Annotated in this window: 22 protein-coding genes; 12 read left to right on the top strand and 10 right to left on the bottom strand. The window is 41.1% G+C overall.

Annotation, left to right across the window (positions count from 1 at the left end):
* The first annotated feature begins 90 nt into the window (after nt 1-90).
* Together T530_RS0109860 and T530_RS0109855 are read left to right on the top strand one after the other, a co-directional pair.
* The gene (locus tag T530_RS0109860) at nt 91-1,044 is read left to right on the top strand and encodes a YabN family protein (protein ID WP_051537937.1); all 954 of its coding nucleotides are present in this window, start codon (nt 91-93) and stop codon (nt 1,042-1,044) included.
* 74 nt (nt 1,045-1,118) lie between these two features.
* Entirely contained in the window at nt 1,119-2,327 is a 1,209-nt protein-coding gene (locus tag T530_RS0109855; protein WP_027728861.1) for an NADP-dependent isocitrate dehydrogenase, read from the top strand.
* Nucleotides 2,328-2,387: 60 nt separating this feature from the next.
* Here T530_RS0109855 and T530_RS0109850 read toward each other — a convergent pair whose 3' ends face one another.
* From T530_RS0109850 to murI, 3 genes are all read right to left on the bottom strand, one after another.
* Nucleotides 2,388-3,098: a 1-acyl-sn-glycerol-3-phosphate acyltransferase gene (locus tag T530_RS0109850; protein ID WP_027728860.1), complete on the bottom strand. Its 711-nt coding sequence runs from the start codon at nt 3,096-3,098 to the stop codon at nt 2,388-2,390.
* Nucleotides 3,099-3,226: 128 nt separating this feature from the next.
* Nucleotides 3,227-4,072, bottom strand: a complete 846-nt coding sequence (locus T530_RS0109845; RefSeq protein ID WP_027728859.1) for a phosphoribosylaminoimidazolesuccinocarboxamide synthase — start codon at nt 4,070-4,072, stop codon at nt 3,227-3,229.
* A 14-nt stretch (nt 4,073-4,086) separates the two neighbouring features.
* Nucleotides 4,087-4,941, bottom strand: coding sequence for a glutamate racemase (gene murI / locus T530_RS14135; RefSeq protein ID WP_051537936.1), 855 nt, complete (start codon nt 4,939-4,941; stop codon nt 4,087-4,089).
* A 93-nt stretch (nt 4,942-5,034) separates the two neighbouring features.
* Here murI and T530_RS0109835 point away from each other — a divergent pair, with 93 nt between their 5' ends.
* Both T530_RS0109835 and T530_RS0109830 read left to right on the top strand, forming a co-directional pair.
* Complete coding sequence (locus tag T530_RS0109835) at nt 5,035-5,712, top strand: pentapeptide repeat-containing protein (protein ID WP_027728858.1); 678 nt, start codon at nt 5,035-5,037, stop codon at nt 5,710-5,712.
* Nucleotides 5,713-6,270, top strand: coding sequence for an MBL fold metallo-hydrolase (locus T530_RS0109830; protein ID WP_027728857.1), 558 nt, complete (start codon nt 5,713-5,715; stop codon nt 6,268-6,270). It abuts the gene before it with no gap.
* Between the two features lie 3 nt (nt 6,271-6,273).
* Here T530_RS0109830 and T530_RS14825 read toward each other — a convergent pair whose 3' ends face one another.
* On the bottom strand, nt 6,274-8,211 hold the full coding sequence (locus tag T530_RS14825) for a hypothetical protein (protein ID WP_051537935.1): 1,938 nt from the start codon (nt 8,209-8,211) through the stop codon (nt 6,274-6,276).
* A gap of 43 nt (nt 8,212-8,254) precedes the next feature.
* Between T530_RS14825 and T530_RS0109820 the strand changes: the two genes are divergently transcribed.
* Nucleotides 8,255-8,812 (top strand): hypothetical protein, encoded by a 558-nt coding sequence (locus tag T530_RS0109820; RefSeq protein ID WP_027728856.1) that lies wholly within the window; start codon nt 8,255-8,257, stop codon nt 8,810-8,812.
* On the opposite strand, the gene T530_RS0109815 is transcribed toward T530_RS0109820, so the two are convergent.
* Nucleotides 8,796-9,860 (bottom strand): sensor histidine kinase, encoded by a 1,065-nt coding sequence (locus T530_RS0109815; protein WP_038074405.1) that lies wholly within the window; start codon nt 9,858-9,860, stop codon nt 8,796-8,798. The genes T530_RS0109820 and T530_RS0109815 overlap by 17 nt on opposite strands.
* A gap of 46 nt (nt 9,861-9,906) precedes the next feature.
* On the opposite strand from T530_RS0109815, the gene T530_RS14125 reads away from it, so the two are divergent.
* Nucleotides 9,907-10,530, top strand: coding sequence for a hypothetical protein (locus tag T530_RS14125; protein ID WP_051537934.1), 624 nt, complete (start codon nt 9,907-9,909; stop codon nt 10,528-10,530).
* On the opposite strand, the gene T530_RS0109805 is transcribed toward T530_RS14125, so the two are convergent.
* A complete protein-coding gene (locus tag T530_RS0109805; protein ID WP_027728854.1) occupies nt 10,506-11,108 on the bottom strand; it encodes a response regulator transcription factor in 603 nt (200 codons plus the stop codon). The genes T530_RS14125 and T530_RS0109805 overlap by 25 nt on opposite strands.
* A 173-nt stretch (nt 11,109-11,281) precedes the next feature.
* On the opposite strand from T530_RS0109805, the gene T530_RS0109795 reads away from it, so the two are divergent.
* The 5 genes from T530_RS0109795 (at nt 11,282) to T530_RS0109775 (ending at nt 15,305) form a co-directional block, all read left to right on the top strand.
* Nucleotides 11,282-11,956 (top strand): hypothetical protein, encoded by a 675-nt coding sequence (locus tag T530_RS0109795; protein WP_156011618.1) that lies wholly within the window; start codon nt 11,282-11,284, stop codon nt 11,954-11,956.
* A gap of 90 nt (nt 11,957-12,046) precedes the next feature.
* Complete coding sequence (locus T530_RS0109790; protein WP_027728851.1) at nt 12,047-12,994, top strand: hypothetical protein; 948 nt, start codon at nt 12,047-12,049, stop codon at nt 12,992-12,994.
* A 173-nt stretch (nt 12,995-13,167) separates the two neighbouring features.
* Nucleotides 13,168-13,845 carry a hypothetical protein gene (locus T530_RS0109785; protein ID WP_197018266.1) on the top strand — a complete coding sequence of 226 codons (678 nt, stop codon included), beginning with the start codon at nt 13,168-13,170 and terminating at the stop codon, nt 13,843-13,845.
* A 9-nt stretch (nt 13,846-13,854) separates the two neighbouring features.
* Nucleotides 13,855-14,370, top strand: coding sequence for a hypothetical protein (locus T530_RS0109780; RefSeq protein ID WP_027728849.1), 516 nt, complete (start codon nt 13,855-13,857; stop codon nt 14,368-14,370).
* Between the two features lie 23 nt (nt 14,371-14,393).
* A complete protein-coding gene (locus T530_RS0109775) occupies nt 14,394-15,305 on the top strand; it encodes a PD-(D/E)XK nuclease family protein (protein WP_027728848.1) in 912 nt (303 codons plus the stop codon).
* 164 nt (nt 15,306-15,469) lie between these two features.
* Here T530_RS0109775 and T530_RS0109770 read toward each other — a convergent pair whose 3' ends face one another.
* Together T530_RS0109770 and T530_RS0109765 are read right to left on the bottom strand one after the other, a co-directional pair.
* Nucleotides 15,470-15,742: a Txe/YoeB family addiction module toxin gene (locus T530_RS0109770; RefSeq protein WP_027728847.1), complete on the bottom strand. Its 273-nt coding sequence runs from the start codon at nt 15,740-15,742 to the stop codon at nt 15,470-15,472.
* Nucleotides 15,742-16,002, bottom strand: a complete 261-nt coding sequence (locus T530_RS0109765; protein WP_027728846.1) for a type II toxin-antitoxin system RelB/DinJ family antitoxin — start codon at nt 16,000-16,002, stop codon at nt 15,742-15,744. The genes T530_RS0109770 and T530_RS0109765 overlap by 1 nt, the downstream gene beginning before the upstream one ends.
* Before the next feature lie 213 nt (nt 16,003-16,215).
* On the opposite strand from T530_RS0109765, the gene T530_RS0109760 reads away from it, so the two are divergent.
* Complete coding sequence (locus tag T530_RS0109760) at nt 16,216-17,067, top strand: Rpn family recombination-promoting nuclease/putative transposase (RefSeq protein WP_027728845.1); 852 nt, start codon at nt 16,216-16,218, stop codon at nt 17,065-17,067.
* 24 nt (nt 17,068-17,091) lie between these two features.
* On the opposite strand, the gene ilvN is transcribed toward T530_RS0109760, so the two are convergent.
* Entirely contained in the window at nt 17,092-17,580 is a 489-nt protein-coding gene (ilvN, locus tag T530_RS0109755) for an acetolactate synthase small subunit (protein ID WP_027728844.1), read from the bottom strand.
* Between the two features lie 9 nt (nt 17,581-17,589).
* A complete protein-coding gene (gene thrA, locus T530_RS0109750) occupies nt 17,590-20,094 on the bottom strand; it encodes a bifunctional aspartate kinase/homoserine dehydrogenase I (protein ID WP_027728843.1) in 2,505 nt (834 codons plus the stop codon).
* Nucleotides 20,095-20,189 lie beyond the last annotated feature (95 nt).

The following is a 20,189-nucleotide window of genomic DNA, read 5'->3' as shown; positions in this document are numbered from 1 at the left end:
AATAGCCACAGATAAACACAGATAGGACGCAGATAAAAAAATCTGTGTGAATCTGTGTCCCATCTGTGGCTATTTTAATAAAGGAAATATATGAAAGAACAACTAAACGACGCTTTAAATACAGACGTGGACTTACAGATAACTAAGGTAACTACCGCCGCTTTTGAATATTTTTTTAAGACAATTCAGACTTTGCGTGCGGCTGGCGGTTGCCCATGGGACAGGGAACAGACTCCCCTTTCCATGCGCCGTGATTTAATAGAAGAAACCTTTGAGGCTGTGGACGCAATCAGCCAGAATGACGCAGAACACGCAAAAGAGGAACTTGGCGATGTATTCTTAAACGTTTCTATGATTTCTTACATGTACGAGCAGGAAGGGAGCTTTAAGGTAGCAGAAGTTCTTACAGAACTTGCAGACAAGCTTATCCGCCGTCATCCTCATGTTTTCCCACAGAGCGAAGGTAAAAGTGAAGCAAAGGGCGCTGTAAAATCTTCTGACGAAGTTTTGAACCAGTGGGACAGAATCAAGCAGAATGTTGAAGGTCGCAAGGGAGATTCAATCCTTGACGAAGTGCCGCAAGGCTTCCCGCCGATTTTACGCGCTTACAAGCTTCAGAAAAAAGCTGCAAAAAAGGGTTTTGACTGGGACACCCCGGAATTAGTCGAAGAAAAGATTGAAGAGGAATTCGCAGAGGCAAAGGAAGCTAAGATTGAGCGGAATAAAGCTGCAGAGGCGGCTGACGGCACTGTTACGTCGGCAGAAACCACCTCTCACACCGAACCTTTCACCGTAAGCTCAAATGCTGGTTTAGATGCTGCACAGCTTCACCTTGAAGAAGAAATCGGAGACCTTCTCTTTGCCGTAGTCAACTATGCCCGCAAGCTTGGTGTAGATCCTGAAACTGCCCTGACCCGCACAAATCAGAAGTTCTACCGCCGTTTTACCTACGTAGAAAAAAAGATGGCAGAAAACAATATTCCTATGGATCACGAACATCTTAAAGAAGAAGATAATTTCTGGAACGAAGCAAAGTCCAAATAAAATTAAGTAAAACTTAAGCATTTTTAGTCTTACTAAAGATTGTAAAGCCTTGCGATTTTTTGTATAATGCGGTCATGGCAAAAATTCAGATGAAAAATGCCATCGCAGAGCTCGATGGCGATGAAATGACTCGTGTTTTATGGAAAGTGATTAAGGATGAACTTCTTACTCCCTTTGTAGACTTAAAAACAGAATACTATGATTTGGGCTTGAAAAGCCGCGATGATTCGGACGACAAAATCACTTACGAAGCTGCCGCCGCAATCAAACGCCTTCACGTTGGTGTAAAATGTGCCACAATCACATCTAATCAGGCACGCGTAGAAGAATATCATTTAAAACAGCTCACACCGTCTCCAAACGGAATTATCCGCGCAGAGCTTGACGGTACTGTTTTCCGCGAGCCGATTTTTGTCAATAACGTTCACGGAACTGTAAGCTGCTGGAAAAAGCCGATTGTTCTTGGCCGCCACGCATACGGCGACGTTTACAAAAACACAGAAATTAAAACTCCTTGCGCAGGAAAAGCTGAACTTGTTTTCACAGGTGCAGACGGAAAAGAAATCCGCAAGCTGATTAAAGATATACCGGGACCTGGAATTATTCAGGGAATCCACAACCTTGATGCCTCTATCGAAAGCTTTGCCCGCTGCTGTCTTACATACGCGCTCGACCGCAAAATAAGCGTTTGGTTTGGCGCAAAAGATACAATCTCTAAAACTTACGACGGAAACTTCAAGGCAATCTTCAACCGCGTTTACGAGGAAGAATTCAAGGCTAAGTTTGAGGCTGCCGGAATCGAATACTTCTACACTTTGATTGACGATGCAGTAGCACGCGTTATGAGAAGCGAAGGCGGTTTCATGTGGGCAACAAAGAACTACGACGGCGACGTTATGTCAGACATGATTGCTTCTGCATGCGGCTCTCTTGCCATGATGACATCTGTTCTTGTAAGCCCGGACGGAAACTTTGAATACGAAGCAAGCCACGGAACTGTTCAGAAGCACTATTACCGCTACCTCAAGGGAGAAAAAACTTCTACAAACCCTGTAGCGACAATTTTTGCATGGACAGGTGCCCTTGCAAAACGCGGTGAAATGGACGGAACTCCAGAACTTGTTGATTTTGCTAAAAAGCTTGAAAAAGCCACACTCGGCACAATCGAAGAAGGCTACATGACCGGCGACATTGCCCGCATTGCTGAACCTAAGGCTAAGAAAGTATTAAACTCTTGGGAGTATATAGCCGCTATACGTGAGCGACTAGAAAAACTTCTTTAATTGAATAGCCACAGATAAACACAGATAAAAAAAACATCTGCGTCCCATCTGTGGCTATTTTTAACGATATCTTTCCATTCCTTCCATAACACGCTCCTGCACAACCTGTGCCAGCTGAATGGAAGTCATGCCCTTATAATCTTCATAGTAAAAAGGCTTTAAGAAAACAACCTTAGTTTTTACCGGACGAAGGGAATTAATTTCAAAGGGCTTATAGGAATCAATTACAACGACAGGAACAATCGGAGCCTTAGCCTTGGTCGCGCACTTAAAGGCACCCGGCTTAAACTCAGAAATCGTATTGTGATTGTGGTTATAACCGCCCTCAGGGAAAATGATATACTTGCGGCCAGCCTTAACTTCTTCAGAAACGCGGTTAATAGCCGCAATCTGAGTCTTAATGCTGGAACGGTCAATGCCAATTCCCCGGATAATGCTCAAAAACTCCTTCATAATCGGAAGCTTTGAGCGTTTTTTATCCATTAAAATTGTACAGGGAGCTTCGTGCCCATAGATAATACCAACTGCGTCGTATTTACCCTGATGGTTGGAATACATAACGTATCCGCCCTCAGAAGGAAGATTTTCACGTCCGATAACCTCGGTAGAAATTCTTCCCCTTTTCATAATCTTCAAAAGAGTCTTCTTTGCAATTTTATAGCAGAAATTTTCCGACAAAACCCTGCGAAAAATGCGAATCACCCAGCTGGTGAAAATAAAACTGAAAATTGAAGGTAATGAAACAATTACGATGAACCACAGTCGAAGCAAAATTAAACTCCCAAATATAATCAACTTATGTAAAAATCAATTCGCGGGTCCCAGCGACGGCGAAAATCAAGGTATCACCCCGTCCGCGGTCCCCCCTTAATTTCCGCCTGCGTCCCACGAATTGATTTTTACTTATGACAGATTTTCTTTTCACATTCCTTGTAAATTGCGCTAGTCTTTTCAGCCACGTCAGCAGGGATTTCCTTAATATTTGGGTCGCCTGCCAGATTGTTAGCCTTAAGCCAATCACGGACAAACTGCTTGTCATAGCTTGCAGGACTTCCGCCAACTTCATATTTGCTCAAATCCCAGAAGCGAGAGCTGTCAGGAGTAAGAACCTCGTCAGCAAGAACAAGCTCGCCATTTTCATCAAGACCAAACTCAAACTTAGTATCAGCAATGATAATTCCGTTTTTGTAAGCGTGCTCATAGCATTTTTTGTAAACAGCAATTGCAGTTTTTTCAATCTTAGAACCAAGCTCTTCGCCAAGGTCGTCCTTCATGTACTGGCAGGTAACGTTAATATCGTGACCTTCCTTAGCCTTAGTAGAAGGAGTACAGATAGGTTCAGCAAGCTTTTCAGCCTCTTTATATTCTTTATCAAACTTGTGACCAAGGAAAGGCTCGCCCTTCTTGTAAGCCTCGTACATAGAACCAAACATATAACCGCGAACAATAACCTCGTAAGGAATCATCTTGAGCTTCTTTACAAGAATTGTGCGGCCTTCATATTCAGGCTTCTGGAATTCAGCAGGCATATCCTTCAAATCAGAAGAAATCATGTGATTTTTTACAATGTCACCGGTGTACTCAAACCAGAAGTTAGAAAGAGCATTCAAAACCTTGCCCTTGTCCTTAATCAAAGTAGGCAGAATTACATCAAATGCACTAAGACGGTCAGTAGTAACAATAACCATGCGTCCGTCTTCCAGATCATAAACTTCGCGAACTTTACCAGAAATAATTTTTTTCATAATTTCTTCCCTTTTTATATAATATTTTTGAACACAAGTCCAAAACGTTTGCAGATTACATCATACTCATTTTCATCTTTTTTTTCAGTAAAACCGGTGATATATAATTGAGGGATGGGGAAAGCCTTCCCCTCGCTCCGACCGCCTCCGGCGTTCTCCGCTACCCCTTCGCCTAGGGGGACGCTGTGCTTACCCCATAAAACCCCGGAAACCTCTATTGCATGATTCACAACACCTTCCTTCGAGTCCACAACCCTAATGTCAGTGCCACAAACCTCCTGAATTTCAGAGGCAATATTTAGAAAATGAGTACAGCCCAAAATAATTACATCACAATCCTGCGAACGGAAAAAATCCACCGCAGGCTTTACAGCTTGCATAATTTCCTGCTTGGAAGAAGTAAAACTTTCGTGCTCAACAAAGGAAATCAAATCCGCATCGCCGCGGCAAATAAGTTCACAGTCAGAGGCAAAATCCGCCTTCAGCTTTTTGTTATAAGGATGATTTACAGTAGAATTAGTGGCAAGAAGCCCGATCCGGCGTTTTTTAGAAATCCCGGCCGCAAGCTTAATGGCAGGCACAGTGCCCACAAAATTAATTTCAGGAAAAGCCTTTCTTACAGCATCAAGGGCATTAACACTCATAGTGTTGCAGGCAATAACAATCGTATTGGGATTAAATTTGGAAATTATTTTTTCACAGATAGAAAGGACGCTTTTAACAATCTGTTCAGCAGATTTTTCGCCATAAGGAAAGTTTTTATTGTCGGCCACATAGACACAGGAAGCCGCCGGACATTTTTCCCTCAAAAAATTCATATAAGGAATTCCGCCAGTGCCAGAATCAAGAAAGGCAAAATCAACCGACATCATATCCTCCTGAACTTTTTTACAATAATATCCATATAATAACGAAAATATGTAAAAATTGCAAAAGCACGTCAACAACTATATAATAGAACTATGTTTACCATCAACAAATGCCTTGTAAATATCTGCCCGGACGATGCGCTTTCTTCCTTTGACGAAAACGGAAATATTAAAGCTGAACGCGGATACTGCATTGACCACACACCTGATCCGGGAAAGACACAGGCAGAAATCTACAACTACATCAAAAATCACGAAAAAATAATCGGCCTCAACGCCTGCGGAATTATTTTTAAGGACATAGATTTTTCAAATAAAAAGTTTTTCGGCTGCAATTTTTCCCACTGCACCTTTCAGAACATCAAATGGGAACATTCCCTTGTCCGCATTTCAATTTTTGACTTTGCCTTTTTCAACGACTGCAACTTTATTCAGAACAACACCGTTTATTCAAGCTTTTCCTGCAGCACCCTCACCCATACGCTTTTTAACTCCAGCGATATGAAGCAGTGCAACTTCAACGGCATCAAGGCTTTCCAGTGCTCATTCGATAATTCGGACTTTTTCAGTTCCCGCTTTATTAAGGCAACCCTGGTAAACACATCTTTCAGAAACTGCAACCTTAAAAAGACAATATTTAAAAACTCAGACCGCCAGAATGTTTCCTTCAAAATGTCAAATACGCGAGAAGCAATTTTTGACAGCCCTGAAAATATTTCGGGCAGCATAGATAACCTTCAGTTCGGTAACTCAATTGTGGACGGTGATTAAATGAAAGTATACTATCATCATAATCCTGGCGGATTTTCAAACTGCTATATCGTAGTAAATGAAGCGGTAAAAGAAGCAATCATCATTGACCCGGGAAAGGTAACCGACGAAATCATCTCACAAATAGAAGAAAACGGCCTGACAATTTCGGGCATCCTGATTACCCACAATCACGGAAGCCACGTTCACGGGCTCAAAACCCTGCAGAAAATCTATTCGCCAAAAATCTACGCCGCCGACTGGGAAGTTGCGGGAGACGACACAACCGTTCTTTCAAACGACGGCCACATCAAAATCGCCAAGCTCAACGTGCAGTATATGACAGTCCCTGGCCACACTTCAGATTCAATGGTCTATAAAATTGAAAACGTGCTTTTTACAGGCGACGTTCTGGGGGCAGGCAGCATTGGTTCAACAAACTCCAGCTACTCAAAATTCATTCTGGAATCAAACATCAAAAATAAAATCTACACAATGGATGACCAGACTGTAATTATGCCGGGGCATGGCCCGCTTTCAACACTTGGCGCATTAAAAGCGGTTATGGACGATTTTTAACGGCTAACGGCGGACAATAGAAATGTTTCCGCAGACAATTCCGTAACGGTCAAAGACAAAATCATTCATCATGCTTGCAGCGTCCTCAAAAGCCGCCGCATTATTCTGCCTGATATAGGCGCACAAATAAGGGGTGGCAGCCATAACAGTTCCCCGGTTTGCCAGATGCACAAAATATTTTGAAACTTCGCTTAAAGGCTGCTGCATGATGTAAGCCATAAATTCGTTGTGCATCAGATATTCGTCGCTGGTGTCATAGCCCAAGGAAGGCTGCGAGCGGAAATAATCAATCAGAAACTGACGTGAATCATAATCAATGGTGCCGTAAACAGCCGCAACAAAATTACGGAATTCTTCATCACGGAAGAAAATCGTGTGCCAGCCCTCGTGAGCCAGAAGATTTCTACGGGTTCCGCCCAAAGTTTCGCGGGAAATGGAAACAAGGCCGCCGTCATTTGCGCGGACATAAGGTCCGTCCACTTCAAAAAATCCGTTTACAATCAAAATCTTTTTCAAAAGCTCTTCTTCATAGTTCAGGCGGAAGTTGGCATCTGTAGCCGCATTAAAAAATCTAGCCATGCTTTCTGCGCTGTAATCGTGGGCGTTGTAGCCGTGCATGCCGCTAAGCTGCTCGTTCGTCATAAGCCGGCCCTTATAGCCGTCCTTTTCAACAAAGAATGCCAGGCGGGTAAAGAACCTGTCCTGAACCTCATAATTTCTGGTATCAAAAAAGAGGATGCGGTCAAATCTGTCCCACTCAAAAATCTCATAATCAGCAGTACGCCACTTGAGAACATCGTAATTCAGGATAAAGCCCGGGTCAGTTGCAACAGGCAGCAGAACTTCGCCAGGGTTTGCAGGAATATTTTCAGCCTCAATAAAAGCCGCCTTCTTAAAAGCCCCGTCCGAAACCTTCATATAAAGGGAAGAGACGCACATTTTATTGGAAGAAAAAGTCATGCGGTTATAAGGATTATTCAGCGAAGCCGTAGGAATGATAACCTTTGTAGCGCCCGGAACATTATCAATAAAAAGCTTTTCTCCGCCGGCGTTGATTTCAACAATAACCTTATCCTGCAGGGTAGACTTGTATTTTGCTACATCGTAAAGCCCTACGCAAACTTCAGGCAGGGGATTTTTCTGATTACTGGAATCAAAAACGCTTCCCGCGTTAGAAAAATCATAGCTTGAATTAGTAATATCAATTTTTCCGCCGCTGTAGGCAAAACCGTAGCGGGGGATTTCATTGCTGACATCAAAGCCAAGCATTGCATCGTTTATGCAGGCAGCCACAATCCGCGTTCGCAAAGTAGAAAAAACAAAAAATCCGTAAGGCATGGAAACAGAAACTTTGCCGCCCGGCAAAAAATCATTTTTATTAAAGGCGATGGAAATATCAAAAACGTCAGAAGTTTCCTTTAAGTTAGCCTGAACGACCAGCCTGTTTCCTCCGCCGTAAACCTGAGAAATCAGTTTTCCCTTAGGAGTAAAATCATCTTCAGTCAAAAAGCCGGCCTGTAAAGGCAAATCCACGGCATTTTCAAAAAGCTGCTTCTGTTTGGCAGTCGGAAGAACCTTCACCCTCACCATAAGGGCCGCGCTGCCATAGCGGTCAAAAGACTCCCTGATTTTTGCAAGCTCCTCATCAGTAAATTTAAAACTTGCGTAATTAGCCTGCTTAATCCAGCCCTTGTGAGCCGCAGAATCCAGAGCCACAAGCTCCGTCGCAGATCTGTCATAGGTAAATTCAAGTTTTACAGGAGTTGCCGAGCCAAAAGTAAAGAAATACCACAAAAGGTAGAGGTCAAAAAGCACAAATACCACAAGGCCAAGCGTAAAATACTTCATATTGCGCGAAAGCCGCTTGAACCAGCGCACCGATTTTTTTACAGGAATATAAACGCCCTTAAATGCTGACTTAAAAATATTCTTTCCACCCATAACCCTAGTTTAACAGAAATTAAAAAAAGATTATACTATCCACATGCTCGTTCTTATCCCAAATCCTAATCAGCTTGCCCAGCTGGTAAAAATGCAGAAGGCCTTTATAAAAGAAGCAAATGCCCCGCAGCAGCCAATTTTTTACCAGAATACCCCCCTCTGGATTTTTCTCCCTGAAGACAAGTTTTCTCTTTCCGGCAATAAAAAGCTGATAAAGGATGAACTGAAGGAGCTCTCGCCGAGCATTTTAAAAGTAGAACTCGAAGAACCACGCGTATACTTTTCTGAAAATTTGCAGCTCCGGGTCTTAGGCAGTCATTCACGTATCAGCACAGCTTCTGGCGTTTGCAGTGCAGAACTCATTCTCTGCAAAACGGCAAGTGCGGCAAGTGTCGAAATGAAAACTCCAACTTCCGAATCTGACTCACACTTGCCTAACATTTGCTTCGCAAATGTTGCAGGAAAAACCGAAGGTGTAGTTTCCGACCTAACCTTTCCTCTCCAGCTAAAAATCTTCCGTCTTGCCGACGCAGAAGAACTAGCACCCAATACCTGGGCCGTAAACGAATCTGTCTGGAGAAAAATTAATAGGGCACAGTAACCGAAACCTGAGTGCCTTCGCCTTCTTCGGTGAAGAAGTTTACCTGGCCGCCCAGGCTTTTGACACGGGTCTGGATATTTTTAAGGCCGAAGTGATTTTTCGTTTTGAGGGCGCTTTTTAAGTCGAAGCCTTTTCCGCCGTCTGAAATTATAATTTTGAAATTCTTTTCATCAAAAGTTCTGACCAGCAGACTTATTTTTTCTGCGCCGGAATGTTTTATGGAATTTGAAAGGATTTCCTGCACAATGCGGTAAATATTCAGATTCTTTTCTTTTGGGAAATTCTTAAAGTCCTGATTGTTTTTTACTTCATCCTGAATGCAAAGAATAATTTCAAGTCCGCTCTGCTTTTTCAGGACTTCACAGAGGGAAACAAGGGCTTCAAAAAGACCTTCATTCAAATCTGTCGGAGTAAGAGCATAGCAGGAGTTACGGACATCGCCTGCAATCTTCTTACAAAGTTCTACAGATTCTTCATCTTCAAGCTGGAACTGCAGCACGCGCAAATCCTGGCAGACAGTATCGTGAAGTTCGTTTGAAATACGCTCGCGCTCGGCTTCCTGAGTTTTAATCACCTGGGCAGTATAAATAAGGTTTTCCTTACGGCGCCTGTAAGTTACAAGATAGAGAATTAAAAAAACAAGCGACATACCAAGTGCCAGAATAATTACAAGAATCAAAATCCTGTAGGAATAATAAAGCTGTTCAAGCTGAAAGCTTACAAGATTTTTCTGAAGAACTTCCCAGCGGCCGACATTTTCTGCAATTTTCTGTTTATCTCCCTTTATGATTCCGTTAACCAGATTATCATGAATTACTTTTGCTTCCGGAAAATAATAAATTACAGTATCAGAGGGCTGGGCCTTCTTTATTTCAATCGCAAGTTCTTCAAGCCTGCTCTGGGCATCCTCCTCCCCTGCCGCCTCCCATTCCAGCCACTTTTGGGTAATAGCTTCGGGCATAAGTTTTTCTGTCTGTTTCTGGGCCTTATGACAGAAGCCTGAAAAACATAAAAATCCAAATATTAAAAACGCAAAAATCTTTTTCATTACTAAAAATATAACACATTCTTCTATATAAATGATATAATAAAGTATGAGTTTTCCATTTGATTTTTCAAATCGGAAGAGAGTTTTATTTTTTATCCTCAGCATTCTCTGCGGCTTTTTAGATTATATCATCTGCGACTTTGTAGCCTGGGTAAACCATCTGCCGCTTTTTTGTGACACAATTTTTATTATGGCGCTGAGTTTTCTTGCCGGCCCCTGGTGGGGAGTTCTTGCAGGCTTTTTCTATCATCTGATTGATTTTTGCCTAAACAGAACTTTAGAGCTGGGCCACTGGTTTGTAATCTGCCATTTTCTTGCAGCCCTTACTGCCGGATATTTTAAAATATGGTTTATCAAAAAAACAGACTCAAGCCTGGCAATTTTTATAAAGCTGATTATTCTTAGCCTTGTCCTCTGCCTGGTAATGAGCATTTCGGGCGGAATCATCGGCTACATCTTAAGATATGTCGAAGCCTACAAGGCCGCCAGCAGCCAGACAGATTTTCTTACCTTCTTATGGGATAACAAATTCCATTCAAAGCTCCTCCTGCAGATTGCCGTCCGCATTCCGGTAAATATTGCCGACCGCTTTATCTGCACCTTCGCCGCCTGGGGAGTTTTTCTGCTTGCCAGCAGACTTTCTTTTTACAAATACCGGCCCAGCTCGTAGCGGTTCTTGACGTTGAACTTGTCGAAGATGCGGGAAACATAGTTTTCGACGCTGCGTTTGGAAAGACCCAGGCGCTCAGCGATTACTTCGTTGGGCAGGTGTTCGGCTATTAAATCTAAAAGCTCGCGCTCTTTTTTGGTCAGAGTAACAAGGATTCCGCTTACGTACATCATGTCGGAAAGCAAATCTTTCTGTATGTAGGTTTCGCCGCGGGAAACGGTACGGATTGCTTCCATGATTTCAGCCTTGTCAGCATTTTTTGTAATAAAGCCCTTGATTTTGTGCTCCATCGTTTTCACAATAAAGCCCACGTTGGAAAATGACGAATACATGAGGCATTTAATTCCGTGTTCAATAAGATAATCGGCAGCATCAAAGCCGCTTTCTTCTTCCAGCTTGATATCGACCATAGCAATCATATCTTTTAGTTCTTCTGAAGTTTTTGACTCAATAAAAGGTTCAAGTCCTGCCTTTGTCTTGCAGGAGTGACAGATGCTGATGTCTTTTGTCTCTGAAAATAATTTTTCCAGCCCCAGGCTTATCATTTCGTGGTCGTCTATACTGATTACGCTAATCATACTTTTATTTTACTTCATCATCCAGCAGAAATATATAGAGTTAACTCACTAAAATAAAGTGAGTTTTCACTGACTACAAGAAAAAAATCTGATTGTATAATTTAATTCAAATACAGAGGTTTGACCTCATAAAAAAAAGTCGGCGGACAAAAAAACGTGGAGGAAAAATAGATATGGGATTATTAACAGCTAGTGCTAGAGAGTGGAAGGGTGTAAGCTATGATTCAAAATGTTCATATTGTGGTAAATTTATTCCAAAGGGCACGGTTCTTTGGGATTGGGGTACCACAGGCTCTGACCCTCACTCATCTTTATATTGTTCAAAACAATGCTGTCTTGCGGCACATGGACAGGGAAGTGGAAGTTCAGATACATCAAGCGGGGGTAGTTCTGGTATGACAGCAAGTGCTGGAATTGGAATGGCAGCTGCAGGTCTTGGTGCAGCTGCAAAAGGTTTCGGAGCATTAACAAAAGGTGCAGGTTCATTGCTTGGTGGACTTGGAAAAGGTGCAGGCGTAATGGCCGATGCAATGAAATCCGGTTTGGATGGAACAAAAGCAGAATTTGGAAAGACACATTCTGCAGAAGAAGAAATAATTGCAATTAACAAAATGACTTTTTCTTCAGACCCGGAAGAATATAAGAAAGAAATCTGGGCTTTGTTTGATAAGGCAACTTCAAAACCTGCAGACTTGCTCAGAGACACTTTTGTTATCAAAGCTGCAAAGAAAAAGCTCATCCATGAACTTGATATTTGCAAGCTAAAGAACCCAGAGATGTTTAGCCAGTTCGCACAGTTGTACGAAGAATTAAACAAAAAGAAAAAACTTTTTGGAATTTTTGGTTAATTCCATAAATCACTATTTCAAGCACAGAGAATAAAAGTCTCTGTGCTATTTTAATACTTTAAGAACAAGATACAACTGAAAAAAATTTATATGAAAAAAATAATTTTGACAGTAATTGAAATCATAATTCTATATTTTTCAGCATTTGCAGCAAATCCGGAAAGTGATTTTGACTATGTATTTTTAAATAACTATGAAAAAGGATGGCTCGCCCAGGTTGAACCATCAGTTGATAAATCAAAAGATTATCTTAAAATTACAAAATACATTGGAAAATCAAAAATTGTTGATATTCCTAAAGAAATTGAAGGATACCCTGTTGTTGCAACTGTGTTTTATGGTTCTGGTTTTAACAAAGTAATTGTACCGGAAAGCATTATTTATCTGGGAAATCCCTATTATAATATGGTAGAACATCCTAATGCAGTTATTGAACTTTCAGGTTCACGTAATACAGTTTTAATAATGGATGGAGACTGCTTTCAATACTTCAAAAAATTACCAATGGAAACAAAAATTCTTACCTTCGGTGACATATATTTTGGAAATGTCAGTAGTATAACCTGGTCAAAAAACTGGAAGACTAATCCTCATCCTTATGATATGGGAATGGGAATAGATACTTTACCAAGTTACTGGCAATTTTATAAACGAAAAAAAATAACAGGTCTGCTTTCTCTTGCTACTTCAGAGCTTACAAACACTTCAGGTTTTACGCGCCCTCAGATTTCTGAGCACTCAGGAGAAGCAATAAAAGAATTTATTTTTGAAGAAGGCTGCGAAGAAATAACAGGTGGATTTTTAGGTTGTTGCTGTCATTTGGAAAAACTTGTTATTCCAAAATCTATGAAATTTATATTTGGTGGAAAAGCAAACTGGAATACACTTTGCTCTGATTACCTTTACGGAAAACTTGATATTGAAATAGCACCTGGTTGCCAGGTTGAATTTGACAATCGAGGTTTTTATTTTCCAGAGAATAAATTAACAATCAAAAGCCGTAAACGATTACAGGAAATAGGTTATAAATTTCAGTAGATTTTAACAAAAAAAATGAACTTTCTGATTTTTGCATTTATATTATTAAAGTCGGCAGCAAGACTGCCGCATATATCCGGATAGGAGAGAGTTTTTTTAGCCGGTGATTTCGGGCTCGGCAGCTGCCCAAGGAGCGGGAGCTGCCATTTTTATAGGGCTTTTTTATGTCAAATATGGCAAGTCTTTATGGCTCAGGTCAGTTCACTGAAATTATGCAGTTTGTAAAAATCATAGCGATTAAGAAAATCACTGCTGATGAAGTTGAGTTTTATACGTCTGAAGAGCGCTTTGATATTCACGGCCAACTGCGGAAGTTTATGAAAGGGAAAAATATCCTAAAGGAAAGAAAAAGTCTTCGCATTGGCGGAGATTTTGCAGTACTAAATTCCCGCGAGCTTTTGTGGCAGGGCTCATCAGAAAAAACTGCGGATATGCTTTTTAATACCCTGGCCGAGTTTTCAGAAAAATCAAAAATCTCTTTTCTTATAAATTACCACAGCGTAGAGGAAGAAGAAATCAATGGTGAAAAAAAGCCTGTCATCACTTTTCATCCTGAAGTTATAATAAACGGAAAGCGCCTCATCAACGATTTTCCAGACATTGACCTGAACCGCCGATATATCTTACTAGAAGGCTGGAAGCTACAGGATATCACCTACACTAAGCCCGATTCAACGCCTGAGCCGGAAACATTGAGGGCTGTCGTAAAAAAGCTTTTCAGCAAAATGCTTAGCGCGCTCGACAAGTATTTTAATGTGGACTACAGGGTTTCCCTGCTCTTCGGCACCGCCAAAAGCGAATACACTGGCCTTGCCCCAGCAATCCGTCACGCACTAATAAATAAGTTTTAAGGGGGAAATATGAAGATAGATGTTGATTCAATACAGGATTTTGTTAGTGGTTTTGTAAATCACACTGCAACAGATCATGCGGAAATTATTGTACAGGAAGCTCCAAAAGACGGCGTTGCGTCGTTCAAAATTAATGGCTGGAAGCTTTATTCTTATGAAAAAGTTCCTTCAGAACTTGAAGCATTTACTAAAACTGCACAAGAAAAAGGTATAGACGCACTCGGGGACGTAAGTGATGATAGCCTCATAAAAGAAAAGAATCCGCTTATCCGAATGATAGCAGAAAAACAGATGGGAAATCACACCTACCGTATTTATCTTGATTATCGTTTTGGCTCAATCAACCGCCAGATACTTATGTGCGATGAAAAATGGATTTGTGTTGCAGAAGGTAACATAGGTCAGCTGATGGCTTTCGCAGAATACCTGAATCTCAACGAAAAATTCGGAGCGTTAGAAAAACTTGAAAATGGCTTTTTTTTGGGGATTCACTTAATGACGGACAAATGCATTACTTGTTCATAAGCGAGTGTGTAGGATGTAACTAAATGATGGCTGATTTATTAAAAAACACGGTAATTTCTCTTAAGCAGAATCTTGTTTATACACTTTCTCTTGGTGATAAAGAGTTGTTTCACAGCAACGTACTTGGATGGCTTTTGGAAAATCATAATGACAAAAGTATTCAGTCAATTGTAAAACTCTTTATAAATGATGAACTTGAGATTGAAAGAGTAGAAAGAGAAAAAAATCGGCCAGTAAATTGGCAGACAGTTGCATACGAAGATTTATGCAAGGCTCTTTCTGAAACTCAGTTTTCATTAACAAGTGATGAACAGAAGTTTAGAAATGAATTCTTAAGTTCATATAAAAAACTCCTCGAATCATTGCTTAAAATTATAAGTCTTGTTGTAACGAGTGCTTCAGAAGAAAATAGTCCATATCTGGTTGATAAAGAAGTTTTTAATACTCTCAAAGAAATACGTCTGCATGATGTATATCAGAAATTGTATGCATCTACAGTACAAAAAACTCTCAATATAAATGCCAGTAAGAACTGGAAATCTGATATTTATTTTATGAATGGATCAGTGTTGAAATGGACTTATATTCCAGATAATTCAAATGTCGTTTATGGAGTAGAAATTCAACGAGAAAAGTTTTGTATCTTTGCGGAAACAAAAGACAGAACCGTCCTAAAGCAAAGTGAGAAAAAGCTTTCCGAATATTTTGAAAGCATACTGAATGAAATCTTTGAAGAAGGTCTAATAAACCACAAAAAGGATGGAAGACTGAACATATACAATAAAGGTATTTATAAATACCAGTATGCCAAAATACCTGCAGTTACAACAATTAGAGATTTGCGAAAAAAAATAAAAATTGCAATGAAAAAAATTGAGGAAGGTATTGATGTAAGTGACCTTTCCGTCGATGATCTGGAATTTAAGGTAAAATAGCAGATTTTTTTGAACTTTCTGATTTTTCCTTTTATATTATTAAAGTCGGCAGCTTGACTGCCGCATAGATCCGGACATGAGAGAGTTTTTTAGCCGGTGATTTCGGGCTCGGCAGCTGCCCAAGGAGCGGGAGCTGCCATTTTTTTTAGTGGAAACAGGAGCATTTATTTTTCCTGATGATAATGAGTTCCGCACTGAACTATATAAAGATTATCGCCTTCAACCCTATAAACAAGTCGATTTGCCCTGTCAATTCTTCGGCTCCAATATTCAGAAAGCTCATATTTCAATTGCTCAGGTTGACCACGCCCCTTATCTACACCATTTCGCTCAATATCCTTTATAAGTTCATGCACCATTTTTATTAGTTTTTGCTGGTGGAGTTCAAAGAAATTGCAATAATCATTCCAAGCGACATCAGCCCAGACTTTTATCATTACGACAACTCCTTCAATTCATGAACCTGCCCTTTTCCACCTTCAACTTGTGCAATTGCCTGGCGAAGATATTTGAGGTTTTCGTCTGAATAAATATAAGGATCGTCTTTTGCTTTCAACTCAAATGGAAGTCCATTTTCGCGGATGACGGCTTTTACAAAGGCTGTTATTGCAGTCGTAACATTCAATCCAATTGAAGAGATTATATTTTCGAATGAATCTTTATCAGAATCATCTATTTTTGCAGAAATTGTAGTCATATTACCTACCTCCGACTAAAATATACTACCAAGAATTAAATATGTCAAATTTTTGTCAAAAGTGCAAAGGTTAAAAATCTTCTCTACAACTGTAAAGGAAAATAACCTTTGCCGCTTACTTTTTTTCAAAAATTAAGCCTCCGATTTTGTCAAAAATGATAGTTTCAGGTCCATATTAACTGTAGAGAGTTAATATTAAAATTTGGAGAAAATATGACTGACAAAATCACAATTTATGACAAAAAGCCTGTGGATAAGCTCACTTTTGCAGACGATGGTATGTTTCAGGAAGTCATGCGAAATCCTGAGATTTGTGCAGAGCTTATCGAACGGCTTCTTCACTTTAAAGTAGGCCACGTTGAATATCCAGAGCTTGAAAAAGCAATCAAGCCATTTTACACAACAAAAGGTGTCCGCCTTGATGTTTATTTGAAAGATGAGGACAAGATTATCGATGTAGAATTACAGTGCTATCCCCAGGAAGCACTTGGCAAGCGCACGCGATATTATCAGTCAATGATAGATATGGACAGTCTTATGAAAGGTCAGGATTATCCAGAATTGAAAGAAAGCTACATTTTGTTTATCTGCAAACAGGATCCTTTCTTTATTGATGAAGAAAAAAAAATTACTTACGGACTGCCTTGTTACACCTTCCAGAATATCTGCAAGGAAAATGCTCAGGTTAATTTGAATGACAAAAGTCTTACTGTGATTTATAATGCAAGTGCCTATGAATCAGAAAAGGATGAAAAGATCAAAGCCTTTCTGCATTTTATAAGCACGAATGAGCCTGGAAAAGATGATTTTACAAACCGTCTTTCAAAGCTTGTTGAGAAAATCAAGGATAACGAGAAATTCAGGAGTGATTACGCTGCTATGAATTTACATGATAGAGACATTCAAAGAGCCGCCAGAAGAGAGGGAAAAGAAGAAGGTGCCATCGAAGCCGCAACCAACCTCCTGAAAATGAAACTTCTCACTGTGGAACAAATCGCACAGGCTCAAGGACTTACTGTTGAAAAAGTCCTTGAACTTAAAGCGCAGATTGAGGCTGGGAAGTAAGAAGGTCTTACGACCTTTGCGGCACTACATTATTACAGAGCCGCGGTCCATTGCTGTTAAACCGGTCTTTACGTACTCAAGTATTCCGTATGGTTCAAGAAGTCTTACCAGGCTGTCGATTTTGTCTTCGCTACCGGTGGCTTCTACGATAACTGAGTCAATTCCTACGTCTACGATGTGGGCGCGGAAGATTTCGCAGGTTTCGATGATTACGGCGCGGTTTGTACCTTCAGCCTTAACCTTAATCAAAGCCATTTCGCGCTGGGTAGAAGAGGCTTTCTCGCACTTTTTGATTGAGATTACTTCTACAAGTTTTGCAAGCTGCTTCTGAATCTGCTCAAGGATGTATTCGTCGCCATTAACAACGATTGTCATGCGCGACTGTCCCGGTTTGTTTGTTTCACAAACTGTAAGGGAATCGATATTGTATCCACGGCGGCTGAAAAGGCCTGAAACACGGCTCAAAACACCGGCGTGGTTTTCTACTAAAACTGAAAGTACAAATTTATTCATATAAGTCTCCTATCGTTCCGGGTTGAATGATACTGTACGCAGAACGTCACCGAATACACCGGCAGCTGTTACGCCAGCACCGGCACCGTATCCGCGTACTGTAAGAGGAATCGGCTGATAGCGTTCTGTGTAGAATACAAATGCGTTTTCTCCGCCGCGTACTCCGTACAGAGGGTCGTCCTGGCCAACTTCCATCATGCCAACGCTTGCCTTACCATCTTTAATTGTAGCACCCATTCGCAGAACTTTGCCAGCTTTTTTCAAATCTGCAATCTTTTTTGCAAAGTAATCGTCAACTTCAGGCAGCTTTTTAAGGAATTCTTCTACAGTTCCTGTTGAATCAAAGCTGTCCGGGAATACTTTGTAAAGTGTGATGTCTTCAAGTTCAAGGTCGTAACCTGATTCACGAGCAATAATAAGTGCCTTGCGGGCAACGTCCATTCCGTTCAAGTCATCGCGTGGATCCGGCTCTGTGTAGCGGAGTTCTTTTGCTTCAAGAACGGCCTTACTGAAAGGAACACCTTCGTCGAGTTTTCCAAAGATGTATGAAAGTGAACCTGACATAATTCCGTTGAAGCTGGAAAGTTTATCGCCTGACTTATAGAGGTTCTGAAGAGTATCGATAATTGGAAGACCTGCACCAACGTTTGTTTCGTAAAGGAAGCGGCGGTGCATTTTGTTTGCTGTGCGGCGCAGCTCGTGGTAGAACTCAATATTCTTAGAGTTTGCGCGCTTGTTAGGAGTTGCAATGCTCATTCCGGCATTCAAAATGTCCAGGTAGCGGTCCGGCAAATCGTAAGAAGCTGTACAGTCAACAAAAACAGGATTAAGAGGCTTCTTTTCCTTTACAAAGTTGATAATCTGGTCAACGTTTGCATCTGAGTTGAAAGGATATTCCGGATTTTTCATCTGGTCGCGCCAGTTAGAAAGATCAATTCCGTCCTCGTTCAAAATCATTCCGTCAATAGTTGTGATTGCAAGAACTTTAATATCTACGTTTTCGCTCAAAAGTTTGTCGTGCTGCTGGTAAATCTGGTCGATTAAAGTACCACCGATTGTTCCGGCACCAAATGCAAATACTTCTATGCTCTGTGCAGTGTGGAAGAAGAAGCGGTGAACGGCCTTAACAGCTGTGTCTGTAAATTCGCCTGCAATTACGGCAGAAATACAGCGTTCGCTTGAGCCCTGTGCCAGAGCGATAATATTGATATCCTGAGAAGAAAGTGCGTTTGTGAACTTTGAAGCAACGCCTCGGTTTTTAATCATGCCGTCGCCTACAACGCTTACAATAGAACAGTCTTTGATAACGTCAATTTCGTCAATGATTCGTTCGCGGATTTCAAGTTCGAATTCTTTTGCAACTGCATCGCGTACTGTGTCTACTTCGCTGTCGCGTACACAGAAAGAAATTGTATATTCAGAAGATGACTGAGTAATCAAAAGAACAGAAGAGCCGGCAGAAGAAACTGCATTGAAAACGCGGCTTGCCATTCCTGTGCGACCCCTCATTGCAGTTCCGCCCACGCTTACCATAGAAACATGCTTCAAAGAAGAAATACCGCAGATGCTGAACTTTTTGCGGCTTTCAAAAGGACCTTTTCCGATTCTTGTACCGCGGGCAGAAGGATTGTGGCTGTTCAAGCTCCATGCTTCAATTCCCTTTGCCTGAAGAGGGGCCAATGTTTTTGGATGAAGAACTTTAGATCCAAAGAATGAAAGTTCCATTGCCTCTTCATAGCTCATGTCATCAACAAGAATTGCGTCTTTTACAACACGTGGGTCAGCTGTGTAAACACCGTCTACGTCTGTCCAGAATTCAACGCGTTTTACGCCAAAGCAGGTTCCGATGATTGCAGCAGAGAAGTCTGAACCGTTGCGGCCAAGAAGTCCCATTACAGGTTTTGAACCAGTTCCCTTTGTCCATGAACAGATAAAACCAGGGAACAAAAGAATGCGAGTCTGGCTATTTGATTCACCGTCGCGGAAAGGACGGCAGGCTTCTGTAGATTTTCCGTAATCAGCCTCACCTTCTTTCTGATTTCCAGTTGTGAATACATATTTGCGAGAATCCAGAAGCATTACGCTCTGCTCTTTTGCACGGAGAACTGCTTCCATAATTGGAGCAGAACAAAGTTCACCCATACCCATAATGCGGCAGTGAACTGTATCAGGGCATTCGCCGAAAGAGCCGACGCCTGCAAGTAGTTTTTCAAGCTCGTCAAAGTTAGGCTGAATTGCAGCCATTACTTTTTCTGCGTCAAAGCCCTTGAGCTTAGACTGAAGTTCAAAACAGATTTCTTCGTGAGTTTTCTTAATGTCAAAAACAAAGGTTTCAGCTGGAGTCCCGGTGGTACACCCGTCAATTGCAGCCTGAAGACTGTTAGAAACGCCGGCAGCGGCACTAACAACAACACTAAGACGGTCTTCTTTTGCGCGGCCAATAATAATATCCGCAGAAGAAAGAATACGGCGGGCATTTGCCATAGATGTTCCGCCAAATTTCAATGTAATCATAGGTGTACCCCTTTTTACTTTTGCAGTATGACAAAAGTTCTTAAATATTTTTGTAATTATAAAGAAAAATACAAGTTATCTCAATCAGTTATCAC

The organism is Treponema sp. C6A8 (assembly GCF_000619925.1).
In the GTDB taxonomy this organism is placed as follows: domain Bacteria; phylum Spirochaetota; class Spirochaetia; order Treponematales; family Treponemataceae; genus Treponema_D.
Note: the sequence above shows the minus strand (reverse complement) of the source record. Positions and strands in the feature narration are given on the sequence as shown.

Bases quoted from the DNA above. Each gene is read 5' to 3' on its own strand.
- murI (WP_051537936.1), bottom strand. From the start codon at position 4,941: ATGTCGGTTGATTTTGCCTTTCTTGATTCTGGCACTGGCGGAATTCCT.
- T530_RS0109845 (WP_027728859.1), bottom strand. From the start codon at position 4,072: ATGAAAAAAATTATTTCTGGTAAAGTTCGCGAAGTTTATGATCTGGAA.
- T530_RS0109830 (WP_027728857.1), top strand. From the start codon at position 5,713: ATGAAAGTATACTATCATCATAATCCTGGCGGATTTTCAAACTGCTAT.
- T530_RS0109760 (WP_027728845.1), top strand. From the start codon at position 16,216: ATGACTGACAAAATCACAATTTATGACAAAAAGCCTGTGGATAAGCTC.
- T530_RS0109785 (WP_197018266.1), top strand. From the start codon at position 13,168: ATGGCAAGTCTTTATGGCTCAGGTCAGTTCACTGAAATTATGCAGTTT.
- T530_RS0109790 (WP_027728851.1), top strand. From the start codon at position 12,047: ATGAAAAAAATAATTTTGACAGTAATTGAAATCATAATTCTATATTTT.
- T530_RS14125 (WP_051537934.1), top strand. From the start codon at position 9,907: ATGAGTTTTCCATTTGATTTTTCAAATCGGAAGAGAGTTTTATTTTTT.
- T530_RS0109835 (WP_027728858.1), top strand. From the start codon at position 5,035: ATGTTTACCATCAACAAATGCCTTGTAAATATCTGCCCGGACGATGCG.
- T530_RS0109805 (WP_027728854.1), bottom strand. From the start codon at position 11,108: ATGATTAGCGTAATCAGTATAGACGACCACGAAATGATAAGCCTGGGG.
- T530_RS0109820 (WP_027728856.1), top strand. From the start codon at position 8,255: ATGCTCGTTCTTATCCCAAATCCTAATCAGCTTGCCCAGCTGGTAAAA.
- T530_RS0109855 (WP_027728861.1), top strand. From the start codon at position 1,119: ATGGCAAAAATTCAGATGAAAAATGCCATCGCAGAGCTCGATGGCGAT.
- T530_RS0109765 (WP_027728846.1), bottom strand. From the start codon at position 16,002: ATGACTACAATTTCTGCAAAAATAGATGATTCTGATAAAGATTCATTC.
- T530_RS0109780 (WP_027728849.1), top strand. From the start codon at position 13,855: ATGAAGATAGATGTTGATTCAATACAGGATTTTGTTAGTGGTTTTGTA.
- T530_RS0109815 (WP_038074405.1), bottom strand. From the start codon at position 9,860: ATGAAAAAGATTTTTGCGTTTTTAATATTTGGATTTTTATGTTTTTCA.
- ilvN (WP_027728844.1), bottom strand. From the start codon at position 17,580: ATGAATAAATTTGTACTTTCAGTTTTAGTAGAAAACCACGCCGGTGTT.
- T530_RS0109860 (WP_051537937.1), top strand. From the start codon at position 91: ATGAAAGAACAACTAAACGACGCTTTAAATACAGACGTGGACTTACAG.
- T530_RS0109770 (WP_027728847.1), bottom strand. From the start codon at position 15,742: ATGATAAAAGTCTGGGCTGATGTCGCTTGGAATGATTATTGCAATTTC.
- T530_RS0109775 (WP_027728848.1), top strand. From the start codon at position 14,394: ATGATGGCTGATTTATTAAAAAACACGGTAATTTCTCTTAAGCAGAAT.
- T530_RS0109795 (WP_156011618.1), top strand. From the start codon at position 11,282: ATGGGATTATTAACAGCTAGTGCTAGAGAGTGGAAGGGTGTAAGCTAT.
- T530_RS14825 (WP_051537935.1), bottom strand. From the start codon at position 8,211: ATGGGTGGAAAGAATATTTTTAAGTCAGCATTTAAGGGCGTTTATATT.
- thrA (WP_027728843.1), bottom strand. From the start codon at position 20,094: ATGATTACATTGAAATTTGGCGGAACATCTATGGCAAATGCCCGCCGT.